The organism is Streptomyces sp. NPDC048191, from assembly GCF_040652655.1.
GTDB lineage: Bacteria > Actinomycetota > Actinomycetes > Streptomycetales > Streptomycetaceae > Streptomyces.
Genome location: NZ_JBEZMO010000008.1, coordinates 34718 through 52415 on the forward strand (window position 1 = coordinate 34718; position 17698 = coordinate 52415).

Here is a 17698-nt window from a genome sequence, read left to right on the forward strand (position 1 = left end):
GAGGTCGTACGACGGCAGGGGGCGGCACGCGCGTCGGGCGTGCCGCCCCCCCGCCGTGTGTCCCGGCGCCTCAGCCCGCCTGGTCCAGCCAGTGGCTGCGGCCGATGGTGATGAGCCGCAACTGCCGGGTGGCGAGCTGGGTGACGCGCTCCCGTTCCTCCGCCGGGGCCTCCAGCGCCTCCAGGAACAGTGAGGCGGTGATGAGCATCTGGTCGACGTAGAGGTGGGCCAGCATCAGCAGGTCGTCGTCGTTCCAGCCCGTGGCCCCGGGGTCCTTGGCCAGTTCGGCCTTCACCTCCTCGGCGAAGCGGACCAGTTGGGCGCGGATGGCCTCCCGTACCGGTTGCACCCCGCCATGTCGTTCCCGGGCGATAAACCGGACATGCGCGGGGTACGCGTCCACGTGTCGGGCGATCAACTCGATGGCGCGCGTGATGCGTTCCTCGCTGTCGCCCGCCGCGGACACCGTCGTCCGCACCATCGGATGCAGGCTGCCCAGCGCCTCGTCGACCAGCGCGACACCGAGGTCGGCGGTGGAACGGAAGTGCCGGTAGAAGGCGGTCGGTGCGACGCCGACGGCCCGGGTGACCTCGCGCAGGCCCAGGCTGCTCAGGCTCTGCTCCTCCAGCAGCGCGAGCGCCGCGTCGAGGAACGCCTGCCGGGTCTTCTGCTTCTGGGCCTGCCGGATGCCGAGGGTGTGACTCATGTCATCCAGTTAACAACTGTTCTCTGGAATTGGAAAGCCGTGGGGCGCGTTAGAGTAGAAGTCAGTGAACAACTGTTACTACAACTGTTCACCCAAACTTCACACCGGCCCGCTACGGGGCATCTCGGAGGGGGATCTCATCCCATGCTGTTCCTAGTCGCCGCGCTCATGCTGCTCGGCGTCGTGCTGGGCACCGTGGCCCACGCGCCGCTGGCCGTCACCGCGGCCGTCGCCGCCGTCATCGCCGTCTGGCTCGGCATCTTCGCGATCCGCGAACGCCACGGCCGCCGGCGCCGTACGTCGGCCAACTGACCGCCCGCAACGACTTCCAGGAGCTGAGCACCATGCAACTCACCGCACCGGTCACGACCCGCGACAGCGGCCGCCCGGCCACGCGTGACGCCGACGGCATGGCCGTGGCGTCTTTCATCCTCGGCCTTCTCGGTCTGCTCGTCCTCAACGTCTTCCTCGGCCCGATCGCCATCGTCCTCGCCGCCGTCGCCCTCTGGCGCGGCACCACCCGCCGCGGCCGAGCCCTGCTGGGCCTCACCCTGGGCGTGGCCGACCTGGCCGTCCTGGCGATCGCCATGGCCGTCTCCCACACCCTGTCGTGGAGCCTGTAACCACCACCTGACCGAGCCGGCCCCCGAGGACGACGGGGCGACCGGCCGGCCACCGGGCCCTCGGCCACCGCCACCGCCGTGGGCAGTCGTTCCGCTCTGGGGCGGAACGGGTGGGCACGGCCGACAGCGCCCGGCACCTCGCCACCCGGCCCGGGTGCGACCGAGGCGCGGCGCACGGCAGGCGCGGCCAGGCCGTGTGCGCCACCAGGTCCAGGCGCAGCCGAGGCACGTCGCACGGCAGGCACGGGGTAGCCGGATCCGTGGCCCAGTCCCGCCGCGGGGGCCCCGTAGAATCGGGCTCACCATGGCTTACCTCGACCACGCCGCGACAACCCCGATGCTCCCGGAGGCGGCAGAGGCTCTGACCGCCCAGTTGAGCATCACGGGCAATGCCTCCTCCCTCCACGCATCCGGCCGCCAGGCCCGCCGTACGGTCGAGGAATCCCGCGAAACCCTCGCGGAAGCGCTCGGCGCCCGCCCCAGCGAGGTGGTCTTCACCTCGGGCGGCACCGAGGCCGACAACCTCGCCGTCAAGGGCCTGTACTGGTCCCGCCGCGGCGCCGACCCGGCCCGTACCCGCGTCCTGGCCAGTCCCGTCGAGCACCACGCCGTCCTCGACGCCGTCCACTGGCTCGGCGAACACGAGGGCGCGACGGTCGAGTACCTCCCCGTCGACTCCTACGGCCGCGTCCACCCCGACGCGCTGCGCGAGGCCATCGCCCGCAACCCCGACGACGTCGCGCTGGTCACCGTGATGTGGGCCAACAATGAGATCGGCACCATCCTCCCGGTCCGCGAACTCGCCGAGGTGGCCGCCGAGTTCGGCATCCCGATGCATGCCGACGCGGTCCAGGCGTTCGGTCAGGTCCCGGTCGACTTCGCCGCCTCCGGCCTCGCCGCGATGACCGTTTCCGGCCACAAGGTCGGCGGCCCGTACGGCATCGGCGCGCTGCTGCTCGGCCGTGACCGGAGCCCCGTGCCCGTCCTGCACGGCGGCGGCCAGGAGCGGCACGTCCGCTCCGGCACCCTCGACGTCCCCGCCGTCGCCTCCTTCGCCGTGGCCGGCCGGCTCGCCACCGAGCGGCGCGAGTGGTTCGCCCGGGAGATCGGCGCCCTGCGCGACCGGCTCGTCACGGCCGTCCGCACCGCCGTCCCGGACGCGATCCTCGGCGGCGACCCGGCGTCCGAGGGCCGGCTGCCGGCCAACGCGCACTTCACCTTCCCCGGCTGCGAGGGCGACTCCCTGCTGCTCCTGCTGGACGCCCAGGGCATCGAGTGCTCGACCGGCTCCGCCTGCACCGCGGGCGTCGCCCAGCCCAGCCATGTGCTGCTCGCCACCGGCACCGACCCGGACCTGGCCCGCGGCACCCTGCGTTTCTCCCTCGGCCACACCTCCACGGAGGCGGATGTCGAGGCGGTCGCGAAGGCGATCGGCCCGGCGGTGGAACGCGCCAGGGCCGCGGGGCTCACCTGACACGCGAGCGACCTACGAGGCGGGTTCCCTTCGCCGGCATTGTCCGGATCAGGTGATGGGGGTCGCCGTCAGGTCCAGTCCTTGCGACCTTTCGGCCTCTCAGCCCGAGCGTCGATGTCGGCACCAGCGGAGACGGTGTTCCTCTCCTTGAAGAGATAACAGGTATCTCGCTGAAGTCGGCTACTCCGCTTGAACTCCCTCACTCGTCTCGTAGGCCTACAAAAAGGATAGAACCGCCCCTGCCGGACAAAAAAGGGGCTAGGTCTTGATTTTTTGCAGATATCGCACCCAGTCCCAGTGCGGCCCCGGATCCGGTCGACCGCGTAGCCGTCCGGCCGGTCCGCCCGCCGGTAGTTGGCCGGGGGGGCCGGCACCCAGCGCGCGCCCCGGAAGCCGACGGCACCCGCCACCCGGGGCCCGCCGCCCCAGCCGCCGGTCCCCGTCGCTCGCTGCCGCACCCTGCGTCGCCCCCATGTGATCGTCAACGGATGTCCGGCGCTCCCGGTTCCCGCGGCCCCGTACCCTGGAGGGGCTATGACTGAGACCCCGCAGCGCCCCCTCCGCGTCCTCGCCGCCATGTCCGGTGGAGTCGACTCCGCCGTCGCCGCCGCGCGCGCAGCGGAAGCCGGCCACGACGTCACCGGCGTCCACCTCGCGCTCTCCGCGAACCCGCAGTCCTTCCGGACCGGCGCGCGGGGCTGTTGCACCATCGAGGACTCGCGTGACGCCCGCCGCGCGGCCGACGTCATCGGCATCCCGTTCTACGTCTGGGACCTCGCCGACCGCTTCCGTGAGGACGTGGTCGAGGACTTCGTCGCCGAGTACGAGGCCGGCCGCACCCCCAACCCCTGCCTGCGCTGCAACGAGAAGATCAAGTTCGCCGCGCTGCTCGACAAGGCGCTGGCCCTCGGCTTCGACGCCGTCTGCACCGGTCACTACGCCCAGGTGATCGTGCGCGAGGACGGCTCCCGTGAGCTGCACCGCGCCTCCGACATGGCGAAGGACCAGTCGTACGTCCTCGGTGTGCTGGACGAGAAACAGCTGGCCCACGCCATGTTCCCGCTCGGCGACACGGTCACCACCAAGGAGGAGATCCGCGCCGAGGCCGAGCGCCGGGGCCTGGCCGTCGCCAAGAAGCCCGACTCGCACGACATCTGCTTCATCGCCGACGGCGACACCCAGGGCTTCCTCGCCCAGCGGCTGGGCAAGGCCGAGGGCGACATCGTCGACGAGTCCGGCACCAGGCTGGGCACGCACGAGGGCGCGTACGGCTTCACCATCGGCCAGCGCAAGGGCCTCAGGATCGGCACCCCGGCCCCCGACGGCAAGCCCCGCTACGTCCTCGACATCTCGCCGGTGACCAACACCGTGACCGTCGGCCCGGCGGCCGCCCTGGACGTCAGCGCCCTGACCGCGATCAAGCCCCGCTGGTGCGGCACCGCCCCCACCGGCCCCGGCACCTACACCGCCCAGCTGCGCGCCCACGGCGGCGAGACCGAGGTCACCGTGGCTCCGGTCGACGGCGAGCTGCGCGTGACCTTCACCGAACCCGTCCGCGGTGTCGCCCCCGGCCAGGCGATCGTCCTGTACGACGGCACGCGCGTGGTGGGCTCGGCGACGATCGCGTCGACCACGCGCGCCACGGCCACGGTGTAGCTGTAGCCACCGGCCACCCCGCCGCCGCTCACCCCCCGACGCGGCCGGCCGGGGCGGTCATCCGGCGACGAACTCCGCCAGCACCGGCCCCAGCACGTCCGGCTCCACCATGTGGGTCTGACCCTCCAGTTCGCGGTACGCGCTGTCGGGTACCGCCCTGGAGATCTCCCGGCTCGCCTCGCGCATCCACTCCGGGCTCGCGCCGCCCGCCACCGCCAGCACGGGCACGGAGATCGCGGTGAGCCGTTCCCGGGGCAGCAGCCCGTCGCCCATGACCGCGTCGTCGTGGGCGAGACTCGGCGCGACGGCCTCCATACCGGCCCACATCGGCGACTGGCGGGCGCCCCGGATGACCTCCTCGCCCAGCCCCGTCAGCCGCAGAAACAGCTCCACCGCGTCCCCGCGCCGGCCCTCCGAGAGGGCCTTGTTCAGCTGTTCCTTGTACACGGCCTCCCGCTCGGCACCGCCCGGCAGGAAGTCCGCGTACGGCACCTCGTACACGGCGGCCCGGGCGGCCGGCAGCCCGCTCGCCACCGCCTGCAGCACCAGCGCGCCGCCCGAGGAGACCCCGAACAGCGCCGCCTCGCCTCCCACGGCGTCGATCAGCGCGGCCAGGTCCTCGACCTCGCGCTCGACCGCGTACGGCTTCGTGTCACCGCTCTCGCCGCGGCCCCGGCGGTCGTAGACGACGGCCGTGCAGCGGTCCGCGAGCCGCTGGGCCAGGGGCGCCACGGTGCCGCCGGTGGACATCGCGCCGCTCACCAGGATCACCGTCGGCCCCTGACCGGTCACTTGGTACGCGAGGGTGGTGCCGTCCCGCGAAGTCGTCTTCTTGTCCATGTCGGTGCAGACTGCCGTACCGGCACGGACTCATCGCTCACGACACGTCGACGTCGTAGAAGCAGAAGTGATCCTTGATCTCCGCCACCCCCGGCTTGGGATCCGGGTATGCCCACACCAGGTCCGGCGCGTCCGGCAGCGACCAGTAGGACGCCGTGCCTTTGAAGGGGCACACGGTGTGGGTGTCGGACGGGGTCAGCAGGTCGAGCCGTACGTCCTCGGCGGGGATGTAGTACCGCACGGGACAGCCCGTCTCGCGCAGTGCCAGCGCTCGGTCGGTCTCCGCGAGCACCTGGTCGCCGTGCACCACGCGCACGTGCTGCTCGCTCTTGTCGATGGTGATCGTGTGTCCTTCGGTCATATCCAGGACAGCACCGGCGGCCCCGCGGTTCTTCCCGCTCCCGCGCGGTACGGCTCCGGCGCAGCGCCGTACCGTAGGGGCCATGAACATCTGCGTCTTCCTGTCCGCCGCCGACCTCGACGAGCGGTACACGCGCCCCGCGCGCGAGTTCGCGGAACTGCTCGGCAAGGCCGGTCACACCCTGGTGTGGGGCGGTTCCAACGTCGGTCTGATGAAGGTCGTCGCGGACGGGGTGCAGGAGGCGGGCGGCAGGCTGCTCGGCGTGTCGGTGGAGTTCCTCGCCAACAAGGCGCGGCCCGGCGCCGACGAGATGGTCATCGCCGCCGACCTCGCCGAGCGCAAGAAGCTGCTGCTGGAGAAGGCCGACGCCGTGGTGATCATGGTGGGCGGCACCGGCACGCTGGACGAGGCCACCGAGATCCTGGAGCTGAAGAAGCACGGCCGCACCGAGAAGCCGGTCGTCCTGCTGAACACCGCGGGCTTCTACGACGGCCTCCAGCAGCAGTTCCGCCGCATGGAGGACGAGGGCTTCCTGCCCCGGCCGCTGGCCGAGCTGGTGTTCTTCGCGGAGGAGCCGGTGGGGGCGCTGGCCTACCTGGAGGAGCAGCTCGGCGTCCACTGATGCGAGCATGGCGGGCATGGCTACTCATGTGATCACCGGCGCCGGTTCCGGCATCGGCGCCGCTGTCGCCCGTCGTCTGCACGCGCGCGGGGACGACCTCGTCCTGCACGCGCGCGACGCGGGCCGGGCGAAGGAACTGGCCGCCGAGTTCCCCGGCGCCCGCACCCTGGTCGGCGACCTCGCGGACCCGGACAAGCTGTCCTGGGCGTTCTCCCACCAGACCCTCCCGGACCGGGTGGACTCCCTGTTGCACATCGCCGGCGTCGTCGACCTGGGCGAGGTCGGCGACCTGACCCCCAAGTCCTGGCGCCACCAGCTCAACGTCAACCTGATCGCCCCCGCCGAGCTGACCCGGCACTTCCTGCCGCAGCTGCGTGCCGCCCGTGGCCATGTGATCTTCGTCAACTCCGGCGCCGGCCTCAACGCCCACGCCGGCTGGTCGGCGTACGCCGCCTCCAAGCACGGCCTGAAGGCCCTCGCCGACTCCCTCCGCCAGGAGGAGCACGGCAACGGCGTCCGCGTGACCTCGGTCTACCCCGGCCGCACGGCCAGCCCCATGCAGGCCAAGGTCCACCAGCAGGAGGGCAAGCAGTACGACGCCGAGCGGTGGATCGACCCCGAGTCGGTCGCCACGACGATCCTGATGGCCCTGGACCTGCCCGAGGACGCCGAGGTGAACGACCTGACCGTGCGCCCGGGGCGCTGAGCGGGGCAGGCGCCACCGAGATCCGGCAGTGGCCGGCGGGGGCCTGGTCCCGGACGGAGGCCGTGCTGATCCCGGGCGGCCCGGACCTGGGCACTCCGCTCGCCGGACGCCCGGTGGTGGGTGAGGTCCTCGCCCCGGCCGGCCGCGGGCAGGGCGTCTCCCGGGAACGCGCCCGCTTCCGCGACGACCCGACGGTGGCCGCCCCGGACGCTCTGCTCGCTCTTCCGGAGCGGCCGCGGACAACGGGACGGTGCTCCGCGCCTCCCGGCCGGCCGAGCCGCATGGTGCGCGGGCACAGGCGGGGGCCAGGGGGCGGAGCCGCCCGGGTGCTCGGCATACCCTGCCTGGGTGAGTGAGAACAGCCAGTTCAGGTTCCCGGGAGCCACCGGTGTCGGCTCCATGCCCGGCGGCGACGCCCGGGAAGCGGCCAAGACGGTCACCGGCAGCTTCGAGGACTTCCCCTTCCTGCCCGAGCTGCCCGCGCGCGGCCCCGGCACCGACATGATCGGCCGTACCGCCGGGATGCTCGTCGAGCTGTACGCGCGCGTGGAGCCCAGCGGCTGGCGGATCGGGGACCGCCCGGGCCGCGACACCAAGCGGGCTCGGTCCTGGCTGGGCGAGGACCTGGACGCCCTGGAGGAGTTCACCCAGGACTACGAGGGCGACCTCAAGGTGCAGGCCGTCGGTCCCTGGACGCTCGCCGCCGCGCTGGAGCTGAGGAACGGCGAGGCCGCCCTCTCCGACCCCGGTGCCTGCCGCGACCTCGCCGCCTCGCTCGGGGAGGGGCTGCGGCTCCACCTCGCCGAGGTCCGGCGCCGCGTCCCCGGCGCCCGGCTCCTCCTGCAGCTCGACGAGCCCTCCCTCACCGCCGTCCTGCGCGGACAGGTCCGCACCGCCAGCGGTTACCGCACGCACCGCGCCGTGGACCGGCAGATCGTGGAGGCCACCCTGCGGGACGTGGTCGCGGTCCACGACGGCGGGCCCGTGGTCGTCCACTCCTGCGCGCCCGACGTGCCGTTCGCCCTGCTGCGCCGGGCCGGAGCGGCCGGTGTCTCCTTCGACTTCTCGCTGCTCACCGAACGTGACGACGACGCGATCGGCGAGGCCGTCGAGGCCGGCACGCGGCTGTTCACCGGTGTCGTGCCGGGCACGGACGGCCCATTGTCAGACCCTGCCGGTAGCGTCATGGGTGTCAGGACGCTGTGGCGCAGGCTGGGGCTGCGTCCGGGGCTGCTCGCCCAGGCGGTCACGGTCACCCCGGCGTGCGGTCTGGCGGGCGCTTCCCCCGGCTACGCACGTCAGGCGCTCGCCCACTGCGTCCGGGCGGCGAGATCCCTCGCGGACAACCCAGAGTAACGGGAGGACAACACGGTGGCCGGCGACAAGCAGCAGGCGGAGACGGCAGTGCCCGCCGAGGCACGTGACAAGCACGCGCAGCTCGCTGAGCAGATCGAGGAGCACCGCTTCCGGTACTACGTGAAGGACGCTCCCGTCATCAGCGACGCCGACTTCGACAAACTCCTGAAGACTCTGGAGGCCCTCGAGGCGCAGTATCCGGAGCTGCGCACCCCGGACTCGCCGACCCAGAAGGTCGCGGGGTCGTACGCGACGGAGTTCACCGCGGTCGAACACCGCCAGCGGATGCTGTCCCTCGACAACACCTTCAACGACGACGAGCTGGCCGCCTGGGCCGAGCGCATCGCGCGCGAACTGGGCGAGCAGGCTTACCACTTCCTGTGCGAGCTGAAGGTGGACGGCCTCGCCGTCAACCTGACGTACGAGCACGGCCGGCTCACCCGCGCGGCGACCCGCGGCGACGGCCGCACCGGCGAGGACATCACGCCCAACGTCCGTACGATCGCCGAGATCCCCGACCGCCTCAAGGGCGACGAGGTGCCCGACCTGGTGGAGATCCGCGGCGAGGTCTACTTCCCGATGGAGAAGTTCCTCGAGCTGAACGAACGCCTGGTCGCCGTCGGTGACAAGCCGTTCGCCAACCCCCGCAACGCCGCCGCGGGTTCGCTGCGCCAGAAGGACCCGCGCGTCACCGCCACCCGCCCGCTGCACATGGTCGTCCACGGCATCGGCGCCCTGGAGGGCTTCACGGGCATGACCCGCCTCTCCCAGGCCTACGACCTGCTGAAGACCTGGGGCCTGCCCACCTCCCCGCACAACAGGGTGGTCGACGACCTCGACGGGGTACGCGAGTTCATCGCCCACTACGGCGAGAACCGCCACTCCGTGGAGCACGAGATCGACGGTGTCGTCGTCAAGCTGGACGAGATCCGGCTGCAGGGCCGGCTCGGCTCCACCGCGCGTGCCCCGCGCTGGGCGATCGCCTACAAGTACGCGCCGGAGGAGGTCAACACCAAGCTCGTCGACATCAAGGTGGGCGTCGGCCGCACCGGACGGGTCACGCCGTACGCGCAGGTCGAGCCGGTCACGGTCGCGGGCAGCGAGGTGGAGTTCGCCACCCTGCACAACCAGGAGGTCGTCAAGGCCAAGGGCGTCCTCATCGGGGACACGGTCGTGCTGCGCAAGGCCGGTGACGTGATCCCGGAGATCCTCGGCCCGGTGGTCGACCTGCGGGACGGCAGCGAGCGGGAGTTCGTGATGCCGGGCGAGTGCCCCGAGTGCGGCACGCCGCTCAGGCCCATGAAGGAGGGCGACGTCGACCTGCGCTGCCCCAACGCCCGTACCTGCCCTGCCCAGTTGCGCGAGCGAGTGTCCTACCTCGCGGGCCGCGAGTGCCTGGACATCGAGCACTTCGGCGGGGTGGCCGCCGCCGCGCTCACCCGCCCGCTGGAGCCGGCCGACCCGCCGCTGGTGGACGAGGGCGACCTGTTCGACCTGACGGTGGAGAAGCTGCTGCCCATCAAGGCCTACGTCCTCGACCCCGACAGCGGTCTGCCCAAGCGGGACCCGAGGACGGGCGAGGAGAAGGTCGTCACGGTCTTCGCCAACCAGAAGGGCGAGCCGAAGAAGAACACCCTCGCCCTGCTGGAGAACATCGAGGCGGCCAAGCAGCGCCCCCTGGCCCGGTTCCTGAACGGCCTGTCCATCCGGCACGTCGGCCCGGTCGCCGCACAGGCCCTCGCCCGCGAGTTCCGCTCCGTCGACCGCATCGAACAGGCCACCGAGGAAGAGCTGGCGACCACGGACGGCGTCGGTCCGATCATCGCCGCCGCGCTCAAGGAGTGGTTCGCCGAGGAGTGGCACCGCGAGATCGTCCGCAAGTGGAAGGCCGCCGGGGTCCCGCTGGAGGACGCCTCCACCGGCGAGGACGAGGGCCCGCGCCCGCTGGAGGGACTCACCGTCGTCGTCACCGGCACCCTGGAGAACTTCACCCGGGACGGCGCCAAGGACGCACTGCAGAGCCGGGGCGCCAAGGTGACCGGATCGGTGTCGAAGAAGACCTCGTTCGTCGTCGTGGGTGACAACCCGGGATCGAAGTACGACAAGGCCATGCAATTGAAGGTTCCGGTTCTGAACGAGGACGGTTTCGGCGTCCTCTTGGAGCAGGGCCCCGAAGCGGCGGCCGAAGTCGCGCTTCCGACCGAGTAGTAGCGGTTGAAGGCCACCCGATCGGCGCATATCAGTTGCATACGGGTGGCCCGGGCGTATTCGGGCAACCGTCGACGACCGGTGCCCGTGGAAGCCTTCCGCGGCCTACTGTTGAGATGTGCACCTGCCGTGCCCAGCTGCGGTTGGGGCATCCCCGTGCGCTCCCGGCGCGCGGGGAAGGTTTCTTCAACGCGGAGCTGCTGATGGGTGTCGGACATCGGGCCGCGTGGCGTGGGCACCGCCGGCTGTGAGAGGGACGGGAATGGAACCGACCGAAAGCGTCGCCCCGGACTCACGGCTGCGTCTGCGCCGTCGCACGGGCACCTGGCGGGTGACCCGGTGGACGGTGCGGGGCCACGGGCGTACGGCAGGCCGGGCCGGCACGGCCGGACCCGGCACCGCCACCGACGCCCACCCGCCCATACCCGTGGCCATCGAGCCCGCCCCCGATCTGACCGGCACCGATCCCGAACGGCGCCTGTCCTGGCCCACCCTGCCCGCCGTCGTCGTGGCCGCCGCCGCGCTCGTGATCGGCGCCGGCTTCTACCGCGCCTTCACCGGCCACCACGCCCTCTTCCCGTGCGGCACCGTCGGCTGGTCGCTGGCCCTGCTCACCGGCGTCATCGTCGGCCACCTCGTCATGCTGGGCCGCGCCCGCTGGTGGGGCGGCACCGGCTCCGGCGCCGCCCTCACCCTCGCCGTCCTGCTGCTGTACGGCTGGGTCCCGGCCGGCATGGTCAGCCTCACCGTCGTCGTCCTGGTCGGCATCGCCCGGCGCCACCGCTGGCGGCAGGGCGTGCTGCACGGCGCGGTGGACATCCTCGGCATCGGCGCCGGGGCGCTGCTGCTCGGCGCGTTCGGCCGCGTCCCCAGCGTGGAGACGCCCTGGCGGCCGGACAGCTGGAGCATCGCCGCCGCCCCCGAGGTGGTCCTCGCCGCCGCCACCTACCTCGCGGTCAGCCGCGGCCTGCAGTGGTACCTGTACGCCCCGCGCGCCGGCGGAGTGCCCACCGTGGCCCGTACGGCCCTGGTCAGACAGGGCCTGCTCGCCGTGGCGCTGCTCGGCATCGCACCGCTGCTGTGCGTGGTCGCCGATGCCGAGCCGATCCTGCTCCCGCTGTTCGCCATCCCCCTCGTCGCCCTCGACTCCACCCTGTGGATGGCCCGCGCGCGTGCCGAGGAGCAGCTGCGCGACCCGCTGACCGGACTGCCCAACCGCCAGTGGCTGCTGGAGCGGATCTGGACGGCCCTCGACGACGCCGAACGCATCGGCGCCCGTTCCGCCCTCATGCTGATCGACCTGGACCGGTTCCGGTCGGTGAACGACACCCTCGGTCATCTCGCCGGAGACCGGCTGCTGCTGCAGATAGCCGACCGGCTGCGGCTCGCCCTGCCGCGCGGAGCGGAGGCCGCGCGGCTCGGCGGCGACGAGTTCGCGGTGTTACTGCCCGTCGCCGACTCCACGACGTCGGCCACGCGCGTGGCCCGCGGCCTCGTCGCCGAGCTCAGCTCACCGCTGGACCTGGACGGGCTCACCCTCGTCCTGGAGGCCAGCGCCGGAGTGGCCGTCTTCCCCGACCACGCACTCGACGCCGAGGGGCTGCTGCGGCGCGCGGACGTGGCGATGTACCAGGCGAAGCGGGACCGTACGGGCGTCGAGGTGTACGAGTCCAAGCGGGACTCCAACACCCCGGACCGCCTCGGTCTGCTGGGCGATCTGCGTCGGGCGCTGGACGCGCACGAGGTGCAGCTGCACTACCAGCCCAAGGTCCGCTTCGACGGTCAGGTCGCCGGCCTCGAGGCGCTGGTGCGCTGGGTGCACCCCGAGCGAGGGAAGGTTCCGCCGGACGAGTTCATAGCGATCGCCGAGTCCTCCGGGCTGATGCCCCATCTGACGGAGTACGTACTGGAGACCGCGCTCGGGCAGGTGGCCAAGTGGCGCGCGCAGGGACTCCGGGTACCGGTGGCCGTCAACGTCTCCCCGCGCGACGTCCACACGCCCGGGTTCGCGGGTTCGGTCGCCGCGCGGCTGGCCCGGCACGGTGTCCCCGCGGGGGCCTTGCAGCTGGAGATCACCGAGCACGTGCTGCTGGAGGACCCGCAGCGGGCCGCGGACACGCTCGCCGGGCTCACCGGGCACGGGGTGAAGATGTCCCTGGACGACTTCGGCACCGGGTATTCGTCGCTGGTGCACCTACGGCGGCTGCCGGTGAGCGAGCTGAAGATCGACCGGTCGTTCGTGGCGCGGCTCGCCGTCGACACGGAGGACGCGGAGATCGTGCGCTGCACCGTGGATCTGGCGCATTCGCTGGGGCTTCTCGTCGTCGCCGAGGGCGTGGAGGACGACGAGACGTGGGAGCGGTTGCGCGACCTGGGCTGTGACGCCGTGCAGGGGTGGCTGGTCGCCGCGGCGATGCCTCCCGAGGAGACGACGGCGTGGCTGCGGGCCCGGGGGTCCCGGGGGTGGCAGCGGCCGCGAGCGGCTCTGCCGGCCGCCGAATAGTCCTTCGCGGATGGACCCGGTCGCCGTGGGCGGGTCCGTTGTGGTTGGTCGCGCGGTTCCCCGCGCAGCTTCCCCCTCACGGGCCGCTCGGGGCCCTGCGGAGCGGGCGATCGGCAACGCCAGACCGGAGTCCTCGCCCTCGGCCGTGATCGGCTCCACCACCAGCGGTTCGCCGTAGGCCTTCCGCCGTGGATCCGGGATCCACTTCGCCACCGCGGTCGTTGTACGGATCAGTGCCGGACCGCTCTTCGCGGTCCGACCGGACCTGACAGGGGAGATCCATGTCGCTGTTCGTGCCCGAGTTCGACGAGTCCGTGATCGTCCGCGAGGCCGACGCCGAGGTCGTCGGCCGAGCGCCCACCACCGTCCGCCTGCTGGCCGACAGCAGCGCGACCGGCGGAGCCCTGTCCACCCAGCGCGTCACCCTCACGGGCGGCGCCGACGGCGCCAAGCCGCACTGGCACGACAACTCCGCCGAGATGTTCTTCCTGCTCGACGGCGCCGCCGACATCCTCTCCGGTGAGGACGTCGTCACCGCCGGTCCCGGCGACCTCGTCGTCGTCCCGCCCGGCAAACCGCACGCCTTCGCGGCCGTGCCGGGTGCCGACGCCGATCTGCTCATCGTGATCACGCCCGGCGTCGAGCGCTTCGAGTACTTCCGTCACCTGCAGCGCATCCGCCTCGGCGAGGCCACTCCGGAGAGCATCCTCGAGGTCCAGGACCTGTACGACAACCACTTCCTGAAGAGCGATGTCTGGGACGGGCGCCGCCAGTGAGCGACAGGGCCGGGGAAACCGTTTAACGGCCACCCGGCCCCGCCCCATAGGATTGAGCCAAACCACACACACTCACCCAGAGGATCGCTGCATGCCTGGCATCACGCGCGAGGAGGTCGCCCACCTCGCCCGGCTGGCGCGTCTGGAGCTGAAGCCCGAAGAACTCGACCACTTCGCGGGACAGCTGGACGACATCATCGGCGCGGTCGCCCGCGTCAGCGAGGTCGCCGACCAAGACGTACCGCCGACCTCGCACCCGCTCCCGCTGACGAACGTCATGCGCGCGGACGAGGTCCGTCCCTCGCTCACCCCCGAGCAGGCGCTCTCCGGCGCCCCGGCCCAGGAGCAGCAGCGTTTCAAGGTGCCGCAGATCCTGGGGGAGGAGTGACCGCCATGACGGACAGCAACATCATCAAGCTCACGGCCGCACAGATCGCCGAGAAGATCGCCTCCGGCGAGCTGACGGCCGTCGCGGTCACCGAGGCCCACCTCGCCCGCATCGAGGCCGTCGACGAGAAGGTGCACGCCTTCCTGCACGTCGACCGCGAGGGCGCGCTCGCCCAGGCCCGGGCCGTGGACGAGAAGCGGGCCCGCGGCGAGAAGCTCGGCCCGCTGGCCGGCGTCCCGCTCGCGCTCAAGGACATCTTCACCACCGAGGGCGTGCCCACGACCGTCGGCTCGAAGATCCTCGAGGGCTGGATCCCGCCGTACGACGCGACGCTCACCAAGCGGCTCAAGGCCGCCGACGTCGTCATCCTCGGCAAGACCAACATGGACGAGTTCGCCATGGGGTCGTCGACGGAGAACAGCGCCTACGGGCCCACCGGCAACCCGTGGGACCTGACCAAGATCCCCGGCGGCTCCGGCGGCGGCTCCTCCGCCGCCCTCGCCTCCTTCCAGGCCCCGCTCGCCATCGGCACCGACACCGGCGGTTCCATCCGCCAGCCGGCCGCCGTCACCGGCACGGTCGGCGTGAAGCCGACGTACGGCGCGGTGTCCCGCTTCGGCATGGTCGCCTTCTCCTCCTCCCTCGACCAGGGCGGTCCCTGCGCCCGTACGGTCCTGGACGCGGCCCTCCTGCACGAGGTCATCGCCGGTCACGACCCGCTGGACTCCACCTCCGTCGACGCCCCGGTCCCGCCGGTCGTCGAGGCCGCCCGCAACGGCTCGGTGGCCGGCATGCGCGTCGGCGTCGTCAAGCAGTTCCGCGGCGAGGGCTACCAGGCCGGCGTCATCCAGCGCTTCGACGAGTCCGTCGCGCTGCTGAAGGAGCTGGGCGCCGAGATCGTCGAGCTGGACTGCCCGTCCTTCGACCTCGCCCTGTCGGCGTACTACCTGATCGCGCCGTCCGAGTGCTCCTCCAACCTCGCCCGCTTCGACGGCCTGCGCTACGGCCTGCGGACCGGCGACGACGGCGGCCACTCGGCCGAGGAGGTCACCTCCCTCACCCGCGAGGCCGGCTTCGGCCCCGAGGTCAAGCGCCGCATCATGCTCGGCACGTACGCCCTGTCGAGCGGCTACTACGACGCCTACTACGGCTCCGCGCAGAAGGTCCGCACGCTCATCACGCGCGACTTCGAGAAGGCCTTCGAGCAGGTCGACGTCATCGTCTCGCCGACGACCCCGACCACCGCCTTCGCGATCGGCGAGCGCGCCGACGACCCGATGGCGATGTACCTCGCGGACCTGTGCACCATCCCGACCAACCTGGCGGGCAACGCGGCCATGTCCCTGCCCTGCGGCCTCGCCCCGGAGGACAACCTCCCGGTGGGCCTGCAGATCATCGCCCCGGCGATGCAGGACGACCGCCTGTACAAGGTGGGCGCCGCCGTCGAGGCCGCCTTCGTGGAAAAGTGGGGTCACCCGCTGCTGGAGGAGGCTCCGTCGCTGTGAGCAAGCTGTCCAAGGCCAAGGACTTCAAGAAGTCCAAGTCCGGTACGTACCTGTCGATGGCCACCACCGCGTTCGGCGCGATCGGTGTCACCAAGCAGATCAAGAAGGCCCGCGCCGAGCACGACACGCTGCGGCTGATCGACGCCACGGTCTCCGCCGTGGCGATCGTGACCGGCCTCGCGATCCTCTACCGCGAGCTGAAGCGGCTGGGCGACGACGACGTCCTGCTGGGCTGAGAGGGAAGTTTTCACCGTGACCACCACGACCGACCTGGTGTCGTACGAGGACGCGCTGGCGTCGTACGACCCCGTCATGGGCCTCGAGGTCCATGTCGAACTCGGCACCAAGACCAAGATGTTCTGCGGCTGTTCGACGGCGCTCGGTGCCGACCCGAACACCCAGACCTGCCCGACCTGCCTCGGCCTGCCCGGCGCGCTCCCGGTCGTCAACGCGACCGGCGTCGAGTCCGCGATCAGGATCGGTCTCGCGCTGAACTGCGAGATCGCCGAGTGGTGCCGCTTCGCCCGGAAGAACTACTTCTATCCGGACATGCCGAAGAACTTCCAGACCTCCCAGTACGACGAGCCGATCGCCTTCAACGGCTACCTCGACGTCCAGCTGGAGGACGGGGAGACCTTCCGCGTGGAGATCGAGCGCGCCCACATGGAGGAGGACACCGGCAAGTCGACGCACGTCGGCGGCGCCACGGGCCGTATCCACGGCGCGTCCCACTCCCTGCTGGACTACAACCGCGCCGGCATCCCGCTCATCGAGATCGTCACCAAGCCGATCGTCGGCGCCGGCGAGCGCGCCCCCGAGGTCGCCAAGGCGTACGTCCGCGAGCTGCGCGAGGTCATCCGTGCCCTCGGCGTGTCCGAGGCCCGCATGGAGATGGGCCAGATGCGCTGCGACGTGAACCTGTCGCTGATGCCCAAGGGCAGCGAGAAGTTCGGCACGCGCTCCGAGACCAAGAACGTCAACTCCCTGCGTTCGGTCGAGCGTGCGGCCCGCTACGAGATCATGCGCCACGCGGCCGTGCTCTCCGGCGGCGGCACGATCGTCCAGGAGACCCGCCACTTCCACGAGGACACCGGGTCCACGACCTCGGGCCGCGTGAAGGAGGAGGCCGAGGACTACCGGTACTTCCCGGAGCCCGACCTCGTCCCGGTCGCCCCGTCCCGCGCATGGGTCGAGGAGATCCGTGCGGCGCTGCCCGAACTGCCGCTGGTCCGCCGCACCCGGCTGCTCGCCGAGTGGGGCATCTCGGCCACCGACATGCAGGCGATCCTGAACGCCGGTGCGCTGGACCCGATCGTCGCCACGATCGACGCCGGTGCCGACGCCGCCTCCGCCCGCAAGTGGTGGATGGGTGAACTGGCGCGCAGCGCCAACGAGTCCGGCAAGGCACTGGACGAGCTGGCCATCACGCCGGAGCAGGTGGCCCGGGTCACCGAGCTCGTCGCGAAGGGCGACCTGAACGACAAGCTGGCCCGCCAGGTCATCGAGGGCGTCCTCGCGGGCGAGGGCACCCCGGACGAGGTCGTCGACAAGCGCGGCCTGAAGGTCGTCTCCGACGAGGGTGCGCTGACCACCGCGGTCGAGGAGGCCATCGCCGGCAACCCGGGCATCGCGGACAAGATCCGCGGCGGCAAGGTGGCCGCGGCCGGCGCCCTGGTCGGCGCGGTCATGAAGGCCACCCGCGGCCAGGCCGACGCGGCCCGCGTCAAGGAGCTGATCCTTCAGCAGCTGGGCGTGAGCGAGGGCTGAGGCCCGGACTGCGCACCCGTACGGCCCCGGAAGGCATGCCTTCCGGGGCCGTACGCATGGCTGCCGCCAAGGCCCGAAGTGGCGGCCCGGGCGACAGAGTTCGCCGGAGTGTCCTGTGATGTCCCTCCCACTCCTGTGAATAAGCCCACGATCACGGCAAACGATCACTTTCGCCTGCAAGAGTGTTCTGCGGTTGCACATACCTTC

Annotated in this window: 17 protein-coding genes and 1 pseudogene; 14 read left to right on the forward strand and 4 right to left on the reverse strand. The window is 71.7% G+C overall.

Features of this window, described 5'->3' with window-relative positions:
* Positions 1 to 70: 70 nt before the first annotated feature.
* A complete protein-coding gene (locus AB0D93_RS15640; protein WP_362119263.1) occupies positions 71 to 706 on the reverse strand; it encodes a TetR family transcriptional regulator in 636 nt (211 codons plus the stop codon).
* Between the two features lie 144 nt (positions 707 to 850).
* Here AB0D93_RS15640 and AB0D93_RS15645 point away from each other — a divergent pair, with 144 nt between their 5' ends.
* From AB0D93_RS15645 to AB0D93_RS15655, 3 genes are all read left to right on the forward strand, one after another.
* The gene (locus tag AB0D93_RS15645) at positions 851 to 1018 is read left to right on the forward strand and encodes a hypothetical protein (protein ID WP_362119266.1); all 168 of its coding nucleotides are present in this window, start codon (positions 851 to 853) and stop codon (positions 1016 to 1018) included.
* A gap of 32 nt (positions 1019 to 1050) precedes the next feature.
* Positions 1051 to 1329, forward strand: a complete 279-nt coding sequence (locus tag AB0D93_RS15650; RefSeq protein ID WP_362119269.1) for a DUF4190 domain-containing protein — start codon at positions 1051 to 1053, stop codon at positions 1327 to 1329.
* 304 nt (positions 1330 to 1633) lie between these two features.
* Entirely contained in the window at positions 1634 to 2803 is a 1170-nt protein-coding gene (locus AB0D93_RS15655; RefSeq protein WP_362119272.1) for a cysteine desulfurase family protein, read from the forward strand.
* 308 nt (positions 2804 to 3111) lie between these two features.
* Here AB0D93_RS15655 and AB0D93_RS15660 read toward each other — a convergent pair.
* Positions 3112 to 3277, reverse strand: a pseudogene (locus AB0D93_RS15660) (N-acetylmuramoyl-L-alanine amidase); the annotation flags it as partial.
* A 60-nt stretch (positions 3278 to 3337) separates the two neighbouring features.
* Here AB0D93_RS15660 and mnmA point away from each other — a divergent pair.
* Positions 3338 to 4459 (forward strand): tRNA 2-thiouridine(34) synthase MnmA, encoded by a 1122-nt coding sequence (mnmA, locus tag AB0D93_RS15665; RefSeq protein ID WP_362119275.1) that lies wholly within the window; start codon positions 3338 to 3340, stop codon positions 4457 to 4459.
* Positions 4460 to 4516: 57 nt separating this feature from the next.
* Here mnmA and AB0D93_RS15670 read toward each other — a convergent pair whose 3' ends face one another.
* Together AB0D93_RS15670 and AB0D93_RS15675 are read right to left on the reverse strand one after the other, a co-directional pair.
* On the reverse strand, positions 4517 to 5299 hold the full coding sequence (locus AB0D93_RS15670; protein ID WP_362119278.1) for an alpha/beta hydrolase: 783 nt from the start codon (positions 5297 to 5299) through the stop codon (positions 4517 to 4519).
* 37 nt (positions 5300 to 5336) lie between these two features.
* On the reverse strand, positions 5337 to 5660 hold the full coding sequence (locus tag AB0D93_RS15675) for a DUF427 domain-containing protein (protein ID WP_362119281.1): 324 nt from the start codon (positions 5658 to 5660) through the stop codon (positions 5337 to 5339).
* 82 nt (positions 5661 to 5742) lie between these two features.
* On the opposite strand from AB0D93_RS15675, the gene AB0D93_RS15680 reads away from it, so the two are divergent.
* The 10 genes from AB0D93_RS15680 to gatB all read left to right on the forward strand — a co-directional run bounded on the left by AB0D93_RS15680 (position 5743) and on the right by gatB (position 17491).
* Positions 5743 to 6282, forward strand: coding sequence for a TIGR00730 family Rossman fold protein (locus tag AB0D93_RS15680; protein ID WP_362119284.1), 540 nt, complete (start codon positions 5743 to 5745; stop codon positions 6280 to 6282).
* A 16-nt stretch (positions 6283 to 6298) separates the two neighbouring features.
* Complete coding sequence (locus AB0D93_RS15685) at positions 6299 to 6988, forward strand: SDR family oxidoreductase (RefSeq protein WP_362119287.1); 690 nt, start codon at positions 6299 to 6301, stop codon at positions 6986 to 6988.
* Positions 6989 to 7336: 348 nt separating this feature from the next.
* Positions 7337 to 8344 carry a methionine synthase gene (locus tag AB0D93_RS15690; protein ID WP_362119290.1) on the forward strand — a complete coding sequence of 336 codons (1008 nt, stop codon included), beginning with the start codon at positions 7337 to 7339 and terminating at the stop codon, positions 8342 to 8344.
* A 15-nt stretch (positions 8345 to 8359) separates the two neighbouring features.
* A complete protein-coding gene (gene ligA / locus AB0D93_RS15695) occupies positions 8360 to 10552 on the forward strand; it encodes an NAD-dependent DNA ligase LigA (protein ID WP_362119293.1) in 2193 nt (730 codons plus the stop codon).
* Between the two features lie 262 nt (positions 10553 to 10814).
* Positions 10815 to 13055 (forward strand): bifunctional diguanylate cyclase/phosphodiesterase, encoded by a 2241-nt coding sequence (locus tag AB0D93_RS15700; protein ID WP_362119296.1) that lies wholly within the window; start codon positions 10815 to 10817, stop codon positions 13053 to 13055.
* Between the two features lie 281 nt (positions 13056 to 13336).
* The gene (locus AB0D93_RS15705) at positions 13337 to 13831 is read left to right on the forward strand and encodes a cupin domain-containing protein (protein ID WP_362119299.1); all 495 of its coding nucleotides are present in this window, start codon (positions 13337 to 13339) and stop codon (positions 13829 to 13831) included.
* Between the two features lie 91 nt (positions 13832 to 13922).
* Complete coding sequence (gene gatC, locus AB0D93_RS15710) at positions 13923 to 14219, forward strand: Asp-tRNA(Asn)/Glu-tRNA(Gln) amidotransferase subunit GatC (protein WP_006130840.1); 297 nt, start codon at positions 13923 to 13925, stop codon at positions 14217 to 14219.
* 5 nt (positions 14220 to 14224) lie between these two features.
* Entirely contained in the window at positions 14225 to 15724 is a 1500-nt protein-coding gene (gene gatA / locus AB0D93_RS15715) for an Asp-tRNA(Asn)/Glu-tRNA(Gln) amidotransferase subunit GatA (protein ID WP_362119303.1), read from the forward strand.
* The gene (locus AB0D93_RS15720) at positions 15721 to 15960 is read left to right on the forward strand and encodes a hypothetical protein (RefSeq protein WP_053662973.1); all 240 of its coding nucleotides are present in this window, start codon (positions 15721 to 15723) and stop codon (positions 15958 to 15960) included. The genes gatA and AB0D93_RS15720 overlap by 4 nt, the downstream gene beginning before the upstream one ends.
* Positions 15961 to 15976: 16 nt before the next feature.
* Entirely contained in the window at positions 15977 to 17491 is a 1515-nt protein-coding gene (gatB, locus tag AB0D93_RS15725) for an Asp-tRNA(Asn)/Glu-tRNA(Gln) amidotransferase subunit GatB (RefSeq protein WP_362119306.1), read from the forward strand.
* Positions 17492 to 17698: the final 207 nt, after the last annotated feature.

Excerpts from the sequence above, each read along its gene's own strand:
- AB0D93_RS15640 (WP_362119263.1), bottom strand. The coding sequence starts at position 706 with ATGAGTCACACCCTCGGCATCCGGCAGGCCCAGAAGCAGAAGACCCGG.
- AB0D93_RS15645 (WP_362119266.1), top strand. The coding sequence starts at position 851 with ATGCTGTTCCTAGTCGCCGCGCTCATGCTGCTCGGCGTCGTGCTGGGC.
- AB0D93_RS15650 (WP_362119269.1), top strand. The coding sequence starts at position 1,051 with ATGCAACTCACCGCACCGGTCACGACCCGCGACAGCGGCCGCCCGGCC.
- AB0D93_RS15655 (WP_362119272.1), top strand. The coding sequence starts at position 1,634 with ATGGCTTACCTCGACCACGCCGCGACAACCCCGATGCTCCCGGAGGCG.
- mnmA (WP_362119275.1), top strand. The coding sequence starts at position 3,338 with ATGACTGAGACCCCGCAGCGCCCCCTCCGCGTCCTCGCCGCCATGTCC.
- AB0D93_RS15670 (WP_362119278.1), bottom strand. The coding sequence starts at position 5,299 with ATGGACAAGAAGACGACTTCGCGGGACGGCACCACCCTCGCGTACCAA.
- AB0D93_RS15675 (WP_362119281.1), bottom strand. The coding sequence starts at position 5,660 with ATGACCGAAGGACACACGATCACCATCGACAAGAGCGAGCAGCACGTG.
- AB0D93_RS15680 (WP_362119284.1), top strand. The coding sequence starts at position 5,743 with ATGAACATCTGCGTCTTCCTGTCCGCCGCCGACCTCGACGAGCGGTAC.
- AB0D93_RS15685 (WP_362119287.1), top strand. The coding sequence starts at position 6,299 with ATGGCTACTCATGTGATCACCGGCGCCGGTTCCGGCATCGGCGCCGCT.
- AB0D93_RS15700 (WP_362119296.1), top strand. The coding sequence starts at position 10,815 with ATGGAACCGACCGAAAGCGTCGCCCCGGACTCACGGCTGCGTCTGCGC.
- AB0D93_RS15705 (WP_362119299.1), top strand. The coding sequence starts at position 13,337 with ATGTCGCTGTTCGTGCCCGAGTTCGACGAGTCCGTGATCGTCCGCGAG.
- gatC (WP_006130840.1), top strand. The coding sequence starts at position 13,923 with ATGCCTGGCATCACGCGCGAGGAGGTCGCCCACCTCGCCCGGCTGGCG.
- gatA (WP_362119303.1), top strand. The coding sequence starts at position 14,225 with ATGACGGACAGCAACATCATCAAGCTCACGGCCGCACAGATCGCCGAG.